The sequence below is a fragment of the Runella salmonicolor genome (assembly GCF_024158025.1).
GTDB classification, from domain to species: Bacteria; Bacteroidota; Bacteroidia; order Cytophagales; family Spirosomataceae; genus Runella; species Runella salmonicolor.
In genome coordinates this window covers 620,002-636,649 of sequence record NZ_JAMZEL010000001.1, presented here as the reverse complement: position 1 = coordinate 636,649, position 16,648 = coordinate 620,002, and the positions used below count along the sequence as shown (strand labels likewise).

At 45.5% G+C, this 16,648-nt stretch carries 15 protein-coding genes; 12 read left to right on the top strand and 3 right to left on the bottom strand.

Annotation, left to right across the window (positions count from 1 at the left end; translation table 11 throughout):
• Positions 1-187: 187 nt before the first annotated feature.
• From NCI00_RS02690 to NCI00_RS02680, 3 genes are all read left to right on the top strand, one after another.
• Entirely contained in the window at positions 188-1,207 is a 1,020-nt protein-coding gene (locus NCI00_RS02690; RefSeq protein ID WP_253524762.1) for a LacI family DNA-binding transcriptional regulator, read from the top strand.
• 128 nt (positions 1,208-1,335) lie between these two features.
• On the top strand, positions 1,336-2,901 hold the full coding sequence (locus NCI00_RS02685; RefSeq protein ID WP_253524759.1) for a GDSL-type esterase/lipase family protein: 1,566 nt from the start codon (positions 1,336-1,338) through the stop codon (positions 2,899-2,901).
• Positions 2,902-2,929: 28 nt separating this feature from the next.
• Positions 2,930-3,838, top strand: coding sequence for a helix-turn-helix domain-containing protein (locus NCI00_RS02680; protein WP_253524756.1), 909 nt, complete (start codon positions 2,930-2,932; stop codon positions 3,836-3,838).
• A 72-nt stretch (positions 3,839-3,910) separates the two neighbouring features.
• Here NCI00_RS02680 and NCI00_RS02675 read toward each other — a convergent pair whose 3' ends face one another.
• On the bottom strand, positions 3,911-4,858 hold the full coding sequence (locus tag NCI00_RS02675; protein WP_253524754.1) for an RraA family protein: 948 nt from the start codon (positions 4,856-4,858) through the stop codon (positions 3,911-3,913).
• A gap of 678 nt (positions 4,859-5,536) precedes the next feature.
• Here NCI00_RS02675 and NCI00_RS02670 point away from each other — a divergent pair.
• Positions 5,537-6,529 carry a VOC family protein gene (locus NCI00_RS02670; RefSeq protein ID WP_253524752.1) on the top strand — a complete coding sequence of 331 codons (993 nt, stop codon included), beginning with the start codon at positions 5,537-5,539 and terminating at the stop codon, positions 6,527-6,529.
• 75 nt (positions 6,530-6,604) lie between these two features.
• Here the strand turns inward: NCI00_RS02670 and NCI00_RS02665 are convergent, their stop codons facing one another.
• Entirely contained in the window at positions 6,605-6,991 is a 387-nt protein-coding gene (locus NCI00_RS02665) for a four helix bundle protein (protein ID WP_253524750.1), read from the bottom strand.
• A 156-nt stretch (positions 6,992-7,147) separates the two neighbouring features.
• On the opposite strand from NCI00_RS02665, the gene NCI00_RS02660 reads away from it, so the two are divergent.
• The 6 genes from NCI00_RS02660 to NCI00_RS02635 all read left to right on the top strand — a co-directional run bounded on the left by NCI00_RS02660 (position 7,148) and on the right by NCI00_RS02635 (position 12,867).
• Positions 7,148-8,260 (top strand): alpha/beta hydrolase family protein, encoded by a 1,113-nt coding sequence (locus NCI00_RS02660; protein WP_253524747.1) that lies wholly within the window; start codon positions 7,148-7,150, stop codon positions 8,258-8,260.
• 27 nt (positions 8,261-8,287) lie between these two features.
• Positions 8,288-9,424 (top strand): FAD-dependent monooxygenase, encoded by a 1,137-nt coding sequence (locus NCI00_RS02655; RefSeq protein ID WP_253524745.1) that lies wholly within the window; start codon positions 8,288-8,290, stop codon positions 9,422-9,424.
• Positions 9,425-9,506: 82 nt separating this feature from the next.
• Positions 9,507-10,796, top strand: a complete 1,290-nt coding sequence (hisD, locus tag NCI00_RS02650) for a histidinol dehydrogenase (RefSeq protein ID WP_253524742.1) — start codon at positions 9,507-9,509, stop codon at positions 10,794-10,796.
• Between the two features lie 35 nt (positions 10,797-10,831).
• Positions 10,832-11,602, top strand: coding sequence for an SDR family NAD(P)-dependent oxidoreductase (locus NCI00_RS02645; RefSeq protein ID WP_253524738.1), 771 nt, complete (start codon positions 10,832-10,834; stop codon positions 11,600-11,602).
• A gap of 6 nt (positions 11,603-11,608) precedes the next feature.
• Positions 11,609-12,562: a fumarylacetoacetate hydrolase family protein gene (locus tag NCI00_RS02640; RefSeq protein WP_253524735.1), complete on the top strand. Its 954-nt coding sequence runs from the start codon at positions 11,609-11,611 to the stop codon at positions 12,560-12,562.
• Entirely contained in the window at positions 12,559-12,867 is a 309-nt protein-coding gene (locus NCI00_RS02635) for an antibiotic biosynthesis monooxygenase family protein (protein ID WP_253524732.1), read from the top strand. Before NCI00_RS02640 ends, NCI00_RS02635 begins: the two co-directional genes overlap by 4 nt.
• Here NCI00_RS02635 and NCI00_RS02630 read toward each other — a convergent pair.
• A complete protein-coding gene (locus tag NCI00_RS02630; protein WP_253524729.1) occupies positions 12,831-13,457 on the bottom strand; it encodes a Uma2 family endonuclease in 627 nt (208 codons plus the stop codon). The genes NCI00_RS02635 and NCI00_RS02630 overlap by 37 nt on opposite strands.
• Before the next feature lie 45 nt (positions 13,458-13,502).
• Between NCI00_RS02630 and NCI00_RS02625 the strand changes: the two genes are divergently transcribed.
• Positions 13,503-14,261: a cyclase family protein gene (locus tag NCI00_RS02625; protein ID WP_166559711.1), complete on the top strand. Its 759-nt coding sequence runs from the start codon at positions 13,503-13,505 to the stop codon at positions 14,259-14,261.
• 39 nt (positions 14,262-14,300) lie between these two features.
• Positions 14,301-16,598, top strand: a complete 2,298-nt coding sequence (locus NCI00_RS02620) for a glycoside hydrolase family 3 protein (RefSeq protein ID WP_253524727.1) — start codon at positions 14,301-14,303, stop codon at positions 16,596-16,598.
• Positions 16,599-16,648 lie beyond the last annotated feature (50 nt).

Genomic DNA, 16,648 nt, shown 5'->3' with positions numbered 1-16,648 from the left:
TGTCTATTAGGGTGTATTTACAAGAAAATATACGTTTATTTTTAAAAATCTTAACGCAAACGTTCCCGAAAACGATTGCGTCAATCAGAACATTTCAATAAAAAATGTAAAAATACCTGACTACCTTGTTGTATTTATTTTTTTCTGATTTGGAGAGAAATATGACTTTTTTAAGATAGTACCTAAGATGAAAAAAACAACCATCAAAGATATTGCCCGGGAACTCAACGTTTCGACCTCTACGGTTTCGAGAGCGTTGCGCGACAGCTATGAAATCGGAGCCGAGACCAAACAGCGGGTCTTGGAACTGGCACAACGGCTCGACTATACGCCAGACCCCGTAGCGTTGAGCCTGTTGAGTAGCCACAGCAACGATATTGGGGTGATTGTGCCCGATATTTCCAATCCTTTTTTTGCCTTGGTGATTGCGGGCATTGAAGATGTGGCTTTTGCCCAAGGCTATCACGTAGTGATTTATCAAAGCCACGACAACTACGAACGTGAGGTGATGAACGTCAGGCACATTGCCAATCGTCGTAAAGATGGGATGTTGGTTTCGTTGGCTACCGGAACCCAAGATTATGCCCACTTCAAGAGTCTCCACGATCAAGGATTTCCCATTGTGTTTTTTGACCGTATTTGTGACGAAATAGATACCCATAAAGTATCGGTAGATGATTTTGAAGGGGCTTATCAAGCCACCGAGCACTTGATAAAACAGGGTTGTAAAACAATCGCGCATATCTCTGGGCCGCCCAATTTACTCATTAGCCGTCGTCGATTGCACGGCTATCGGTCGGCGTTGCTTGACTATAAAATACCTATTTTGGAGGACATCATTATGTCGTCTGAATACAACTCGCCGGAAGCCCTCGTCATTACGCGTAAGTTGCTGAGTGGCTCGGTCAAAGTAGACGGAATTTTTGCCTCCAGCGACAACATCGCCATTGGTTCTCACGCGGCCATTACGGAAGCAGGATTATCCATGCCGCACGATATTGCGCTGATTGGGTTTTCGGATTTGCCCATCACTGGCCTGCTCAATCCTCCCTTGAGTACCGTAGCGCAGCCTGCGTTTGAGATGGGGCGCTCCGCGGCTGAATTGCTGATTAATCTGATCAAAAACCCCAAAAACGACAGGATTTCGATTTCTAATGTTTTGAGAACGGGCTTGGTCGTCAGAGAATCATCCTTGAGGATTCAGTAAACTAAATTGATTTATATCAGGCAGAATGTCCTAAAATGGATTGAATTTGTCGACAATTGATTGCTTTCCCTTACAATTTTTGCTTATTTATCCGCAGTTTTGTACAAAAAAAACACTTAAAACTACCAATGAAATCAGCTATCTACACGCTTATTGCCCTTCTGACCCTGACGGGAGCAACGGGATATACCCAACAAGTAATCCAATTGTATGAGGGAAAAGCGCCTGGCTCTGAAAGTTGGACGTGGGGAGAAAAGGAAAGCGTGAACAATGCCTTCAAGACCAGAACGGTTTATAACGTATCGCAGCCCACGTTGACTGCTTATTTGCCCAAGCTGGAAATCGCGACGGGAACGGCGGTGATTGTGGCTCCGGGCGGAGCTTTTCACATTCTTTCGATCGACAGCGAGGGTATTGAGGTAGCCAAATGGCTGAACTCCAAAGGTGTGGCGGCATTTGTACTTAGATATCGACTGGTGCGAAGCGTCACCGATGACCCCGTGGCGGAACTAATGCCCAAAATGCGGGATTTTAAGAAGCTCGACGAAGAAAACGCCCCCGTGGTAGAAATGGCCGTAGCCGATGGCAAAAAAGCGATTGAATATGTGAGAACACACGCCAAGGAGCTGGATATTTTGCCCAACCAAATCGGGATTATGGGCTTCTCGGCGGGTGGAGCGTTGACGTTGGGTGTGGGATTGAGCTACACCGCCGCCAACCGTCCAGATTTTATTGCGCCGATTTATCCCAAAACAGATATTTTTGGGAAGATAGAAGTCCCTGCCGATGCCCCACCAGCGTGGATTTGCGCCGCTTCCGACGACCAACTGGGCTTTGCCCCGCACGCCACGGCCTTGTATGATGCGTGGATTGCGGCCAAAAAAATCGCAGAATTACATATTTACCAAAAAGGAGGACATGGTTTTGGCATGAACAAACAAAAAATCCCCACCGATACGTGGTATGAGCGTTTTGGCGATTGGATGAAATTGCAGGGTTACCTGAAAAAATTGCGTCCTTCCGCGTTGGATTTGAAATATTCAGAAGAGCAAATTGCGAGTTTTCAACGCAACGACTGGGCCTATTTGAGCCGATATGCCGATGCCAATAAAAAGCTGCCCGCCCCTAAAGCCGATGAAAATCGGGTGGTATTTCTGGGGAATTCCATCACCGAAGGCTGGGTGAACAAACAACCTGAGTTTTTTGCCAAAGGCAACTACATCGGTCGGGGCATTAGCGGGCAGACCTCGCCGCAAGCCTTGCTCCGGTTTCGGCCCGACGTGGTGGAGCTGAAACCTAAAGTGGTGGTTATCAACATCGGCATCAACGACATCGCCGAAAATACAGGCCCATACAACCCCGAATTTACGCTGGGAAACATCGCTTCTATGGTCGAAATTGCAAAGGCTAACCAAATCAAAGTCGTGCTGGCGTCGGTGCACCCCGCGTTTGAGTTTCCGTGGCGGAAGGAAATTACGGATGTTCCCAATAAAATTATTCAACTAAACGAACGCTTAAAAGCGTATGCTCAAAAGAACGGGTTGGTGTATTTGGATTATCATACCGCGATGAAAGACGGTCGTAATGGCATGAGCCCGGACATTGCCGGCGATGGTGTGCATCCAACCTTAAAAGGCTACCAAATCATGGCTCCGCTGGCCGAGAAGGCCATTGAGGAGGCGTTGAAAAAATAGGATTGGTAAGATTTAAACAAATTGATGCGTGAAAAACAGCACTGTTCCCATCCTGAATCCGTTTGAAATGGGACAAATCCATTTTGACGCCCAGTTGGCGTGGCAAACGTTGTTTACGTCGACGCATCATTTTTTTCACATCAATCGCCTCGAAGAATACAAAGACATGATGAAGTTTCCGCTGCCGCCGCACCGAAAAATGGTCTTTGACTTTGTGTTTTTGACGAGCGGAACCAGCGTCAGGAGCAAGGGGTTGGACAGTTATCAATTTGGGGCCAATACGTTTTTCTTTTTGCCCGCCTACCAGATTACCGCGCACAAATCCATGAGCTTGGATGCCAAAGGATTTTACTGCCACTTTGATAGCGAGGTTTTGACCAAAAACTTTCAATCCAAAGACCTGTTTGCCGACTATTCATTTCTGCAATTTATTGGTAATCCGTTGGTGACCATCGACGAAGAAACCACGCAAACGATTTTGTTTATTCTGCACCGGCTCGAAAAAGAATACAAAAAAAGCGACTCGCCCGATTTTAGCATTGTGCAGGGGTATTTGCTGGCGTTGATGTCGGAAATCAGACCGTTTGTGAAAACCGAGCAAAAAGTAAAAATCAACGCGGCTTCGCAGATTACGGAAAAATACAAAAGTGCGCTGGCGCAGTATAGTTATCAAAAACAAAAAATCAGGGATTATGCCGATATTCTTTCGGTGACGCCCAATCACCTCAACAAGTGCGTGAAGGCCACAACGGGCAAATCTGCCCACGAGTTGCTCGACGATATGCTCCTACTAGAAGCCAAGGTAATGCTCAAACAGACGGGGCTTTCGATTGCCGAAGTCGCTTTCCGAATCGGGAAAACTGAACTGAGTGATTTTGGTCGTTTCTTCAAACAAAAAACGGGATTTACCCCCGGAGAATACCGGAAAAAGGACTGAAAAGAAGGGAGTGTTTGAGAGAATTCGGATAGGGCTATACGAGGTTCAGAATAGCCCTATCCGAACAATACATTATTTTTTAGCTTCCAAATACGCATTCAATTCTTTGCGGGGCATGGGAAGTTTGTTGTCGGGTAGGCTACGCAAATAATCATGAAATTCTTTGTTCATCTGTGGGGTATACTCACTGTCTATCTGGCCGGTTGTCCAATCGCCAGCCTTATTGCGCATGATGCCGTATACGTGACGAAGGTTGCTTATTTCCGCTTCCAGTACGATTCCTTCTACCAAATAGGCGGGTAGAAAAAGGGTGCCATACGGGCTGGCATACACCACATCGCCGGGCAAAACGGTGGCATCGCCGATTCGGATAGGGGCATTGATTGAGGTCAACATCACTTCATTGATGGCCGAAGGGTGATTGCCCAAAATCCAACCATTAAATCCTTCTACCTTCTGGATTTCTTGCAAATTTCTTACGCTGCCCCAAAATACCACGCCCCGTTTTGATTTTGAGTAAATAGAGTTGGCCAATCGGTCGCCAATCAATGTCCCCTCATTCATTTTTGCAAAACCATCGGCCACGTATACATCTCCATCTTTAAGCATCTCAATCGGCCATACGTTTGATAGTGCCTTGTCGCCGTGGCCTTCGGCCAATCCCACTTTTCGGATGACATCCCCAAAATCAGGCCGTTGTGGCATGTATTGAGCCGTCACCGCCCGCCCGGTCATGATGGTATTTTTGTCGGGGTTGACCATCATCCAATTCCCTTGGTATTGGTTATTGAATTTGTGCTTCTTTAAACCGCCCCAAGCGTGGGTCAACACCACCTTTTTGAGTCTCTCCAGTAAATCGTCTGATACATAGGGTCTTCCGTCGGGAAGTCGCTCTCCTTTCCATTGTGGGGTAAGAGAGATGATGTATTCGCGATTCATCGCAACCCTGTTGTATTGGGCATGGGCATCATTGCAGATAAGAGCAGTAAAGATGAATAAACCAGAAAGAACGCGTCGCATAGTTATGGATTTAGAGGTTTGTTTGGCTACCTACATTGTAATACTTAATCGTACCAAATTTACTGTTTTGTGAACCCTGAAATTGAAAATATTTCTTGGTATTGTACAGTTTTTAGTGTATTTAATGTGATTCCTAGCCTTAGGGAAACTGTGGAGTAGCGGTCGTATGAAATGGGCCGAGAAGCCGCCACTGTACTCTTTAAGTAAATGTGCAAAATTAATTTATACTTCACGCAGAGCCGCTAAGTTTTGGATAATCAACCTTTTATACTCTTTGCGCCACTGCGACTTTGCGTGAATAAATTTGTTTAGTTACTTAAGTTGATTGGGAAAAAAAGCCAGCTTCTCCTCTGGAAAATATGGTACTAAACTCCGTACTAATTGTCAGAAATTCTACAAAAAGCGAATCAATCCGTCAGGAATACCTGAAAAAAAGAAAGCATTTGCCGCTTAAAGAGCAGTTAATCCTTTTTTTATGTTTGAATAAAAGGAGCTAAGAACTGTTTGGCCTCATTTACTATAAAATAAAGCCTTTATTCTGGTGAAATATAAAAAAATGGATTGATTTTGCGGATTAATGGCGTCTTTTAGACTAACGCTAACGTGTTTATTTATTGGAACTTTGCATTGAAAAATAGAACTATTTAAAGCAGTATTCAATCTTAAAAACATACGTTGGTGGCAAAGAATCCGCATTACTTTTCGCAGTTGGCGCACGTGGAGGTTTATTCTCCCGATATTGAAAAATCAATTCACTTCTTCAAAGAAGTTGTTGGATTGGACGAAACAGGCCGGGAGGGCGACTCTGTTTACTTCAGAGCTTGGGGCGATTATTTTCATCACACCCTCAAAATCACCTCGCGCGAAACCAACGGCTTAGGACATATCGGCTGGCGCGCCGATAGCCCAGAGGCGTTGGAAGAATGCGTGGCGTACCTCGAAAGCATTGGCGCTGGATTGGGTTGGGTTGAGGGTGACATGGGGCATGGCAAAGCCTATCGTTTTCAATCTCCCGAAGGACATATACATGAAATTTTTTGGGATGTGGTTTGGCTGAAAGAAACGGGCGAACGTGGTAGTATATACGCCGACCGTTACGCCAGCAATCGCCGTATTGGGGTCAACCCGCGCCGCATAGACCACGTCACGTACATGGTGGCTAAGTTTCAGTATTCCAAAGAAAAAGAATTTTGGAAAAAAATGGGACTGAAGAATCCCGATGAAGTAAGAATTGACGACGAAATCCCACCCATCGGAGGTCTTTGGACAACGGCGAATCTTTCGCACGACATTGCCATCTTTACCGACCCCAATGTGGGCCCTGGCGAAGCTACCCTCAACCACATTGCATTCAACTTCGACAGCCGCGAAGAGGTGTTGTTGGCCCTCGATTACTTTACCGAAAAAGGTTTCAAAAGCGTAATGGGCGCCCCCACGCGCCACAAAGCCGACGAAGGGTTTTTTATCTACATCATTGACCCCGGCAGCAACATCATTTTTGAATTTTATGCGGGAGCCAGATTGATTTTTGCCCCCGACCACGGGCCTGACTTGCATTACCTCAAAGACAATCCAAACGATGCGTGGGGCAATGCCAATCCTTTTGCCGAAATGGGTAAAGGTAAGAAGCACGGCCTCACCGACGGAGTGGTAAAACCAGTGGACATTTAGGGATTGGTTACTGGTGGATTGGTAATTGGGACATAAAATAACCAATTTTCAATTACAAATGACACATAGCCAATATCAATCCTCATCTTTTGGCTTTTGTTGTTTTTTTAAAAAATTGATATAGCCATTTATTAATCTACCGCAAGTGTCAATTTTGGATTTAAGCTCAATTAGTTGATTTTTAGAAATATAGTTTTCATCAAAAGCAGTAATTAGGTGTTCTAAAGTTTCTAATAAAGAAGCCCTCGAAGTTCTACAAAATTGGATGTTTTCTTTATAATAATATCTTCCGTAGCCTTCGGCAATATTTGCAGTAATACTTCTCGAACTTCTAATAATTTGATCAGACAGTTTATATTTTTCGTCAGTTGGAAATTCGCTTTTTACAAGTGAAGAAATTATGATTCTTAATTGACGACATTCTTTATAAACCTCAAGCTCAGTAAAGTTTTGATTTTTCATTAGTAGGAAATAGGTGTTTTGAAAATTGAAATCAAGTTACAAATAATTTTAGTAACCGGTAATTGATTGATTGGATAGTAAGAAATTGAGACTGATTTAAACAATTAACCAATTTCTAATCAACCATTCCACCAGTAACCAATAACCAAACGTAAAATGTGGCATTATTTTCCGGGGCAGTACATGCCCTCATATCAAGTAAACAGAGCATTGACGCAGGCGCATTACGGTGGTGGCGAATTTGCAGAAATATTAGAAGTAGCCAGTGAAATTGACCCTGCCGATAGAGAAAGCTTTAATCGGGCATGGGTAAAAATGGGGGATAAAGTGTATGAAATTGCCGAAAAATACGCCCAAGCGGGTCATAAAGTTTCGGCCAGAAGAACCTATCTCAGGGCCTTCAACTACCTGCGCACCGCCGAATTTTTTATGACGCTCCGTGATGAACGCAAGATTCCTTATTATCTCAAATGCCGTGATGCGTTCATCAAAGCCATTGACTTATTCGATGAACGACCTATAACGGTTAATATCCCTTTTGAAGGCTCGTTTTTGCCTGCTTATCTTTTCAAACCAGCAGGAGTGAAAAATCCGCCAGTGATGGTGATGTTCGGTGGCTTAGATAGCTTGGCCGAGGAACTGTATTTTGGTATAGCTCAACATCTCAATGAACGCGGTATCGCAATGATGGCAGTAGATGGCCCGGGCCAGGGAGCCGCTTTGCGTCTCAATCACATTCATACCCGTTATGATTACAACGTACCCGGAACGGCGGTTTTGGATTATATTATCGAAAACCTAAAAGACGAAGTGGACACTGAACGGGTGGGTATCGGGGCCGTTTCGATGGGTGGTTACATGGCGGCACGTTGTGCGGCTTTTGAGCCTCGTTTCAAGGTTTGTATGATTTTCGGGGCCGTTTGGTCGTATTATGATATTTGGAAAAACCGTCCCGACAATCACCCTTTGGCTGAAATCGTGCAGCATATCGTGGGCGCTGAAAACATGACAGAGGCGCGTGAAAAGCTCAAAAACTTTACGCTGGAGGGCGTCGCCGAAAAAATTAGTATGCCTACGTATATCCTACACGGTGAAGACGACCGTCAGAATTTTGTAGAAAATGCCTATAAAGTAAACGAAGTTCTTACCTGCGAGCACGTTATGGAGATTGTTCCAAAAGAAGAAAGCGGCTCGGCGCACTGCTCAGTAGATGATTTCACCAAGACCTTCAATATGTACGATTGGATTGCTGAAAAGATAAGGGCATAACCCATTTAATTTTGAACCACAAATAAAATGAGCAACATTAAGAAAGTCCTGATCGTTGGCGGAGGAATTGGCGGCCAGTCGGTAGCAATTGGTTTAAAAAAAGGAGGTTTTGCGGTAGATGTGGTAGAAATTCTTTCAGAGTTTAATGTGTATGGTGTTGGTATCATTCAGCAAGCCAACGCCCTCAGAGCGTTGGATGCTGTTGGCGTAGCCGACGAGGTGATGCGAAGAGGCTCACCTTATGGAAAAGTAAAACTTTGTTTGCCTCACGGCGTTCAAATCGGCGAAGCTGGCACTCCGCCTATTGGCAGATTTCCAAGCCATAACGGTATTTCTCGACGGATTCTGCACGATGTTTTATTTGAGGAAGCTCAGAAAATCGGGTTAAAATATCGGATGGGAGTAACGGTAGAATCTATTGATAATCAGCCTGATATTGCTAATGTTACTTTTACGGACGGTACAACGGATAGCTATGACATTGTGATTGCCGCCGATGGAGTACATTCAAAAGTACGAAAACTCATCTTTGGCGAATTCAAGCCCAATTATGTAGGTTTATCAGTATGGCGTTATCCCTTCAAACGCCCTGCTGGCTTAGATACGGGTTATATTTTCTTTCATAAAAAACACAAAATTGGGGTTATCCCGATGACGGCCGAGTCGTGTTATATATTTTTAAATTCTGCCGAAGGCGATAACCCCATGATTCCCGAAGACCAATTAGTTGAAAAACTGAAAGGGTATATGTCGGCTTATCCAGTACCAATCGTTCAAGAGCTAATTCCCCAAGTAACCGATGCTAAATTGGTGAATTACCGAGCATTAGAAACGCTCAAAATGCCAGCACCTTGGTATAAAAACAGAGTGGTTGTGTTGGGAGATGCGGCTCACACCACCATTCCACAATTGGGCTCAGGCGCTGCCTTAGCCATAGAGGATGCCGTGGTGTTGATAGAAGAATTACAGAAGGAAGGGGAAGTTGAAGCGGTTTTCGATAGATACATGAAACGTCGCTATGAGCGCTGTATGATGGTGGTAGATGTTTCCGAAACTTTAGGCGCTTGGGAGTTACTTGAATACAACGACCAACCACTTCCAGAAGGTGCGAATATGGGAATGCTCATGGGTAAAACTGGAATGGCCTTAACGGCTCCAATTTAAAGTGAAAAATTCCCTAAAAAATGGGGCGTTAAGCCATGGTCGTAGGGCCTAAAACCTATTTTTAAAATTCTCCATTAAGCAAATGATACAACAAATTAAAAAAGGCATTACCTACGCCGAAAGCAAAGACGCCGACTTAAAAGTGCGGGCTTTGGTAGAAAATATGCTGGAAAACGTGGCCGCCAACGGCGACAAAGCGGTCAGAGAATATTCGGAAAAATTGGATAAATGGTCGCCCGAAAGCTTTCGATTATCTGCGGTACAAATCAGGCAGATTATCGCTGGTTTGCCCGAGCAAGTGATTGAAGACATCAAATTTGCCCAAACCCAAATCCGTAATTTCGCCCAAATTCAGCGCGAATCCATCAAAGACGTGGAAGTTGAAACCTTGCCGGGCGTGATTTTGGGACATAAAAATATCCCCGTCAACTCGGTCGGCTGTTACGTGCCCGGCGGACGCTACCCGATGGTGGCCTCGGCCCACATGAGCGTATTGACGGCCAAAGTGGCGGGTGTAAAGCGCGTTATTGCCTGTACACCGCCCATCAATGGCGAAATTCCTGCCGCAACCGTGGCGGCGATGTACATGGCTGGAGCCGATGAGATTTATTTGTTGGGTGGTGTGCAGGCCATTGCCATGATGGCATTGGGTACCGAAACCGTTCAGCCCGTCGATATGCTGGTGGGCCCAGGAAATGCCTACGTGGCCGAAGCCAAACGCCAATTGTACGGAAAAGTGGGCATCGACTTGTTTGCTGGCCCAACGGAAACGCTCGTCATTGCTGACGATACCACCGATGTAGAAACCTGCGCCACTGACTTGCTCGGCCAAGCCGAACATGGCCCTACGTCGCCCGCGATTTTGTTGACCACCAGTAAAACCATTGCCGAAGGCATCGAAACCGAAATCCAGCGCCAATTGGCCGTGTTGCCCACTGCCGATGTGGCAAGTGTGGCGTGGCGGGACTACGGGCAGGTGATTTTGGTAGACACCGTCGATGAGTTGGTGTCGGAGGCTGACCGCATTGCCAGCGAACACGTACAGGTAATGACCGAAAACCCGCGTTATTTCCTTGACAAAATGACCAATTTTGGTGGATTGTTTCTCGGTGACAAAACCAACGTAGCGTACGGCGACAAAGTGATCGGCACCAACCATACGTTGCCCACTAGAGAAGCCGCTCGTTATACGGGAGGTCTGTGGGTAGGGAAGTTCCTGAAAACCTGTACCTATCAGGAAATCAAAACCCCCGAAGCCAGTGCAATGATCGGTGAATATTGTTCTCGATTGTGTGCCATCGAAAATTTCTCAGGCCACAAAGAGCAGGCCGATTTGCGCGTACGTCGCTATTCCAAAGCTCCCTCTCTGTGATCCTTCTTATCTCTGTGGTTTAAAAAATGCAACCAATGAAAACAGTCTTAGTCACCGGTGGGGCAGGAGAAATTGGCTCGGCCATTTGTAAACAATTTGCAGCAAACGGTTATAATGTTATTGCAACCTATAACTCGAACCCTGTAAAGGCAGAAAAGTTATTGGCTGAGCTAAATCAATTACCAGTAACCAATAACCAATTTTCCAATCACAGTATTTTCCACGCTCCCACCACAGACGCCCAAAAAGTGACTGAACTAAAGGCATTTGTGGCAGAGAAATATGGGAAGTTAGATGTATTGGTAAATAACGCAGGAATTACTACGCCGGTACCGCATGATGATTTACAAGGCTTGACCGATGAGTGGATCGATAAAATCATGCAGACCAATTTCAGAGGTTCGTTTGCGATGGTCAGAGTAACCAAAGAGTTATTGGAAAAAGGTTCGGATGAAAGTAATGAGTCTTCCTTGATCGTAAATATTTCTTCAATTGCAGGTATTTCTGGTATCGGAAGCAATGTAGCCTATTGTGCTTCAAAAGCAGCCATTGACTCCATGACACGCTCATTAGCAAGGGCTTTAGCTCCAAAAATCAGAGTAGTATCGGTGTCGCCGGGTTTTGTGGAGGGTGAATATACCAAGAATTTTGACCCAAAATTCCTACAAAATCAAATGGATAATACCCCGCTTGAGCGTTTTGCAACGGGCGTAGATGTTGCCAATGCCGTTTTTGCTTTAGCCACTTCTCTAACTTTCTCAACTGGTAATATCATTACAGTTGATGGAGGCAGACTTTTAAAATAGAAAAAGATGAAATTAGTAACCTTCAAAAATCCAAAGGGTGATTCCCGCACGGGCTGGCTCGCAGGCGACAAGGTCGTTGACATGAATTTGGCCAGTGAAAAGCTGCCCACCGATATGTTGACTTTTATTGACAATCACGAATTGTACTTTCCCATTATCAAGGCATTAGGCGATGTGCAGCCGCATTATCAATTATCAGAGATTCAATTGCTGGCCCCGTTGCCCAACCCCCGCAGTTTTCGGGATTACATCGGTTTTGAGATGCACATGCAAAATGCGTCTCGGTCGTTTGGGCACAAAATCGGCCCCGCTTGGTACGATATGCCGATTTTTTATTTTACCAATCATCAGGCCATTTACGGCCCCGATGACGAAATCAAGCGCCCAGCCAAAGAGACCAAAATGGACATTGAGTTAGAGTTGGCCTGTATCATCGGCAAAAAAGGCAAAGACCTCAAAGCCGAAGACGCCCGTCCTTACATTTTTGGCTATACCGTTTTCAACGATTGGACCGCTCGCGCCATCCAAAAAGTGGAGATGGAAATTCCGTTGGGGCCGCACAAAGGCAAAGACTTTGCCAATGCCATCGGTCCTTGCATCGTGACGGCCGACGAAATGGAGTCGTACCGAGAGCCGTTTGATGAAAGCGTATTTACCGACCCAATTCGGGTACCAAATGTTCAAATGGATAGGTTCAATCTCAAAATGACGTCCCGTATTAATGGCGTAACGGTTTGTGAAGGAAACTACCAAACCGTGTATTACACCTTCGAACAAATGATGGAACGCGCCTCTGAAAACAACGTGACACTGATGCCTGGAGATATATTGGGCTCAGGAACAGTGGGTTGGGGGAGTTTGATTGAAAACAACTTCACCGTTCACCGCCCACTCGAACCCGGGGATGTAGTGGAATTGGAAATTGAAGGAATCGGAATTTTAAGAAATAAAGTAATATGATTTTAGAACTTGCCACTATCGACATTAAAGCGGGCACCAATGCTGAGTTTGAGCAGAATTTAGAAAAAGCCCAAGCCGTGATTAGCCAATCAAAAGGCTATTTGGGACATGATTTTAAGAAGTGTATCGAACAGCAAAACCGCTATGTGTTGCTCATTCGCTGGGAGAACCTCGAAGCGCATACCATCGGTTTTCGGGAATCAGAATTATTCAAAGAATGGCGCGGATTGATTGGGCCGTTTTTTGAAAATCCGCCTGTGGTGCTGCATTATGAAGACTTGGGTTTTAGTTCGACATTAAGATAAATAGATTCCATGGAAATAGAAATGCCGACGGATTGTAAAGGTAAGTGACCAGTCATTTCGGTAACGATGGTTTCCTGCCAACGTCCTGGACTTTCACGAAACCAAACCTCGGCGTAGCATTCATCCTGACGAATGAGTACATATTCACGGAATGATTCAAGGGTTTTGTATTTATCAAATTTGCTTGTACGGTCGTAGCGAGAGGTGCTTTTTGATAAAACCTCTACAACCACAATGGGATTAATCAGCAAAAGTTGATTATCGTCCCAATACAAAGGTTTATCACAAACGGCTAAAGCATCGGCATAAACACCCGCATCAAGACTTGGGAAATAAACCAATTGATCGGAAGGAAATACAACATACTTTTCTTTTAATATCCGAAAATTAATAACCATTTCGGTCATCATATTGACCGAAATGATATTGTGAGGGCCTTTGGCGTAGGGCATTTTAATGATTTGACCGTCAATGAATTCGTGCTTATGAATGGACTTCGCTTCTTTTTTTAGATACTGTTCGAGCGTATATCTACGCACAGGACGGCTCAGTTTGAGAGGTGGCGTAAATTCTCGTGTTTGGGTAGTCATGACCTGTTCTTTTTACAAAAATAACGTAATTATCAACCAATTCAAATGAAAATCATTGACCTTTCCGTGACGATTTCTGAAGAAATCAAAGAGCCGCTTCCTACCAAAATTGTCTATGAAGACCACAAAGAAGGGGCTAAAAAAATGGGTGGAAAACTCTTTGAAGGCATTGCTGGCGATGTGTTTATTGACGGCAACGGCCCCGCAGGAGAATTTCTGACCGTGACGAGCCACTGCGGAACGCACGTGGATGCACCGTACCATTATTTCCCCACCAGCGAAGGCAAACCCTCGCGTACTATTGACGAAATGCCGCTGGATTGGTTTTTTCACGATGGCGTAGTGCTGGATTTTACCGACAAACCCGATGGCTACATGTTTGAGCCAGAAGACTTGATTGAAAAGCTGGCGGCCATCAATTATACCCTCAAACCCTTTGACATTGTGCTGATTCGCTGCGATGCCGACAAGCGTTTGCACGACCCCGATTTTGTAAAAATCCACGTAGGAGCTTCGGCCAAAGCCACACATTGGCTCATTGACCAAGGCATCAAAGTGATGGGTACCGACGGGTGGGGTTGGGATATTCCGCTGCACATTCAGGCGGCGGATTACCGGGCCAATCCGCGTCCGGGTATCATCTGGCAGGCGCATTATGTGGGCATCGAAAAAGAATATTGCCAAATCGAAAAAATGGCTAATCTGGACCAACTGCCGCCGTTTGGCTTTAAAGTGGCCTGTTTCCCCGCCAAAATCAAAGCCGCAAGTGCGGGCTGGACGCGCGCCGTGGCGATTATTGAGTAAGCAAAAAACGCATTCAAACCAACCTAACATTTCCCAATAATGAGAAAATGCCCGCTATTCTTTCTGATTTTAACCGTGGCTGCTTCGCCAGTGTATGCCCAAACCAAATGGAAAGAAACCCCAAAAGGAAGTTTTAATCTGGTCGAAAATCAGGGAGGCCAAACGTTAGGTTATTCGCCTATGTCAGGGGTGAAAATCTTGACCGTTAATGGATTAGCCTTTAAAGATTTAAATAAAAACGGCAAACTGGATGCGTTTGAAGATTGGCGTTTGCCGTATGACCAACGCGCCAAAGACTTGGCTTCCAAACTGAGTATTGAAGAAATTGCGGGTTTGATGTTGTACTCGTCGCATCAGTCCATTCCTGCCCGCGCGGGAGGGTATTTTGCAGGAACGTACAATGGCAAACCTTTCAAAGCCGGAGAAACCGACCCGACGGAGTTGACCGATCAGCAAAAGGAATTTTTGAAAAAAGATCATCTGCGTCATGTGTTGGTCACCACGGTACAAACGCCCGAGATTGCGGCGCAATGGAACAACAAATTACAGGCTTTTTGCGAAAGCGTAGGCTTCGGAATCCCCGCCAACAATAGCTCGGACCCGCGCCACGGCACCAGAGCCAAAGCCGAGTTTGACGCGGCTGCTGGCGGTGAAATCTCCATGTGGCCAAGCCCCTTGGGAATGGCTGCAACATTTGACCCAACGTTGATTGAAAAATTTGGTAAAATCGCGGCGGACGAATACCGCGCTTTGGGCATTACCACGGCCCTTTCGCCGCAGGTTGACATCGCTACCGAGCCGCGTTGGGGCCGTTTCAATGGTACGTTTGGCGAAAGTCCTGCGTTGTCGGCGGCCATGGGACAAGCCTATTGCGATGGTTTCCAATCGAGTGTCTGGGGTGCGAAAAGTGTCAATGCGATGGTAAAACACTGGTCGGGTGGCGGTTCGGGAGAGGCGGGGCGTGATGCACACTATGCCAACGGTAAGTTTGCGGTTTATCCGGGCAATAATTTTGATGCCCATTTGATTCCTTTTACGCAAGGTGCCTTTAAGCTGAAAGGACAAACCAAAATGGCGTCGGCGGTGATGCCCTACTATACTATTTCGTGGAATCAGGATAAAAAATACCACGAAAACGTAGCAAATAACTACAACAAATACATCATTACTGACTTACTCCGTACCAAATATGGCTACGATGGCGTAGTGTGTACCGACTGGAACGTAACCAAACTTCACACCTCAATGGATTCGTTTCTCGACGGTAAATCTTGGGGGGTAGAGAATCTTTCTTTGGGTGAACTTCACTACAAAGCCTTAATGGCGGGCGTTGACCAATATGGTGGCGTAAATGACATGAAGCCCATTTTGGAAGCGTATCAGTTGGGGATAAAAGAACACGGAGAAGCCAAAATCAGGGCTAGAATGGAGCAATCCGCCGTTCGTTTGCTGCGCAATATTTTCAGAGTTGGCGTTTTTGAAAATCCCTACTTAAACCCCGAAGAAACCAAAGCCATCGTTGGAAAACCCGAATACATGAAGGCGGGCTACGAAGCACAGTTGAAATCTGTTGTGCTCCTGAAAAATCAGGCGAAAGCATTGCCCATTACTTCAAAAAAAACGGTGTATGTTCCAAAACGTTTTTCTCCAGCGGGCCGTAATTTTCTCGGAGTGGAAACACCCGCATCAACGGAATATCCCGTGAATATTGACATTGTTAAAAAGTACTACAACGTCACTGACAATGTCGACGAGGCTGATTTTGCGCTGGTGTTTATTCAAAATCCAACCGCCACCATTGGGTACGACAAAGAGGATTTGAAAAAGGGAGGCAACGGTTATATTCCCATCAGTTTACAATACGGCGACTACACCGCTACCGATGCCCGTGAAAAAAGCATTGCTGGCGGCGACCCATTGGAGAATTTTACCGACCGTGGTTATAAAAACAAATCGACCAAAACGGCCAACGTTACCGATGCGCAATTGGTAACCGACACCAAGGCAAAGATGAAAGGCAAGCCCGTAGTGGTTTCAATCAATACGTCTAACCCCATGGTTTTTGCCGAAATTGAGAAAGATGCCTCGTCCATTTTGGTGAGTTTTGGAGTGCAAGACCAAGCCATTTTGGACATCGTTTCGGGCAAAGCCGAGCCCTCAGCGCTGTTGCCCATGCAAATGCCGGCCGACATGAAAACCGTCGAAAAACAAGCCGAAGATGTGCCTTACGACATGACCTGCCACAAAGATTCGGAAGGAAACAGCTACGATTTTGGGTTTGGTATGAACTGGAAAGGCGTCATCAACGATGCCCGTAAAACGATGTATCGGAAATAGTAAGGAAAGGACAGGCTGAGCCTGCAATGCGTGCCGCGGCTTCGTATCAA

Excerpts from the sequence above, each read along its gene's own strand:
- NCI00_RS02690 (WP_253524762.1), top strand. The coding sequence starts at position 188 with ATGAAAAAAACAACCATCAAAGATATTGCCCGGGAACTCAACGTTTCG.
- NCI00_RS02685 (WP_253524759.1), top strand. The coding sequence starts at position 1,336 with ATGAAATCAGCTATCTACACGCTTATTGCCCTTCTGACCCTGACGGGA.
- NCI00_RS02675 (WP_253524754.1), bottom strand. The coding sequence starts at position 4,858 with ATGCGACGCGTTCTTTCTGGTTTATTCATCTTTACTGCTCTTATCTGC.
- NCI00_RS02665 (WP_253524750.1), bottom strand. The coding sequence starts at position 6,991 with ATGAAAAATCAAAACTTTACTGAGCTTGAGGTTTATAAAGAATGTCGT.
- NCI00_RS02660 (WP_253524747.1), top strand. The coding sequence starts at position 7,148 with ATGTGGCATTATTTTCCGGGGCAGTACATGCCCTCATATCAAGTAAAC.
- NCI00_RS02655 (WP_253524745.1), top strand. The coding sequence starts at position 8,288 with ATGAGCAACATTAAGAAAGTCCTGATCGTTGGCGGAGGAATTGGCGGC.
- hisD (WP_253524742.1), top strand. The coding sequence starts at position 9,507 with ATGATACAACAAATTAAAAAAGGCATTACCTACGCCGAAAGCAAAGAC.
- NCI00_RS02645 (WP_253524738.1), top strand. The coding sequence starts at position 10,832 with ATGAAAACAGTCTTAGTCACCGGTGGGGCAGGAGAAATTGGCTCGGCC.
- NCI00_RS02640 (WP_253524735.1), top strand. The coding sequence starts at position 11,609 with ATGAAATTAGTAACCTTCAAAAATCCAAAGGGTGATTCCCGCACGGGC.
- NCI00_RS02635 (WP_253524732.1), top strand. The coding sequence starts at position 12,559 with ATGATTTTAGAACTTGCCACTATCGACATTAAAGCGGGCACCAATGCT.
- NCI00_RS02630 (WP_253524729.1), bottom strand. The coding sequence starts at position 13,457 with ATGACTACCCAAACACGAGAATTTACGCCACCTCTCAAACTGAGCCGT.
- NCI00_RS02625 (WP_166559711.1), top strand. The coding sequence starts at position 13,503 with ATGAAAATCATTGACCTTTCCGTGACGATTTCTGAAGAAATCAAAGAG.
- NCI00_RS02620 (WP_253524727.1), top strand. The coding sequence starts at position 14,301 with ATGAGAAAATGCCCGCTATTCTTTCTGATTTTAACCGTGGCTGCTTCG.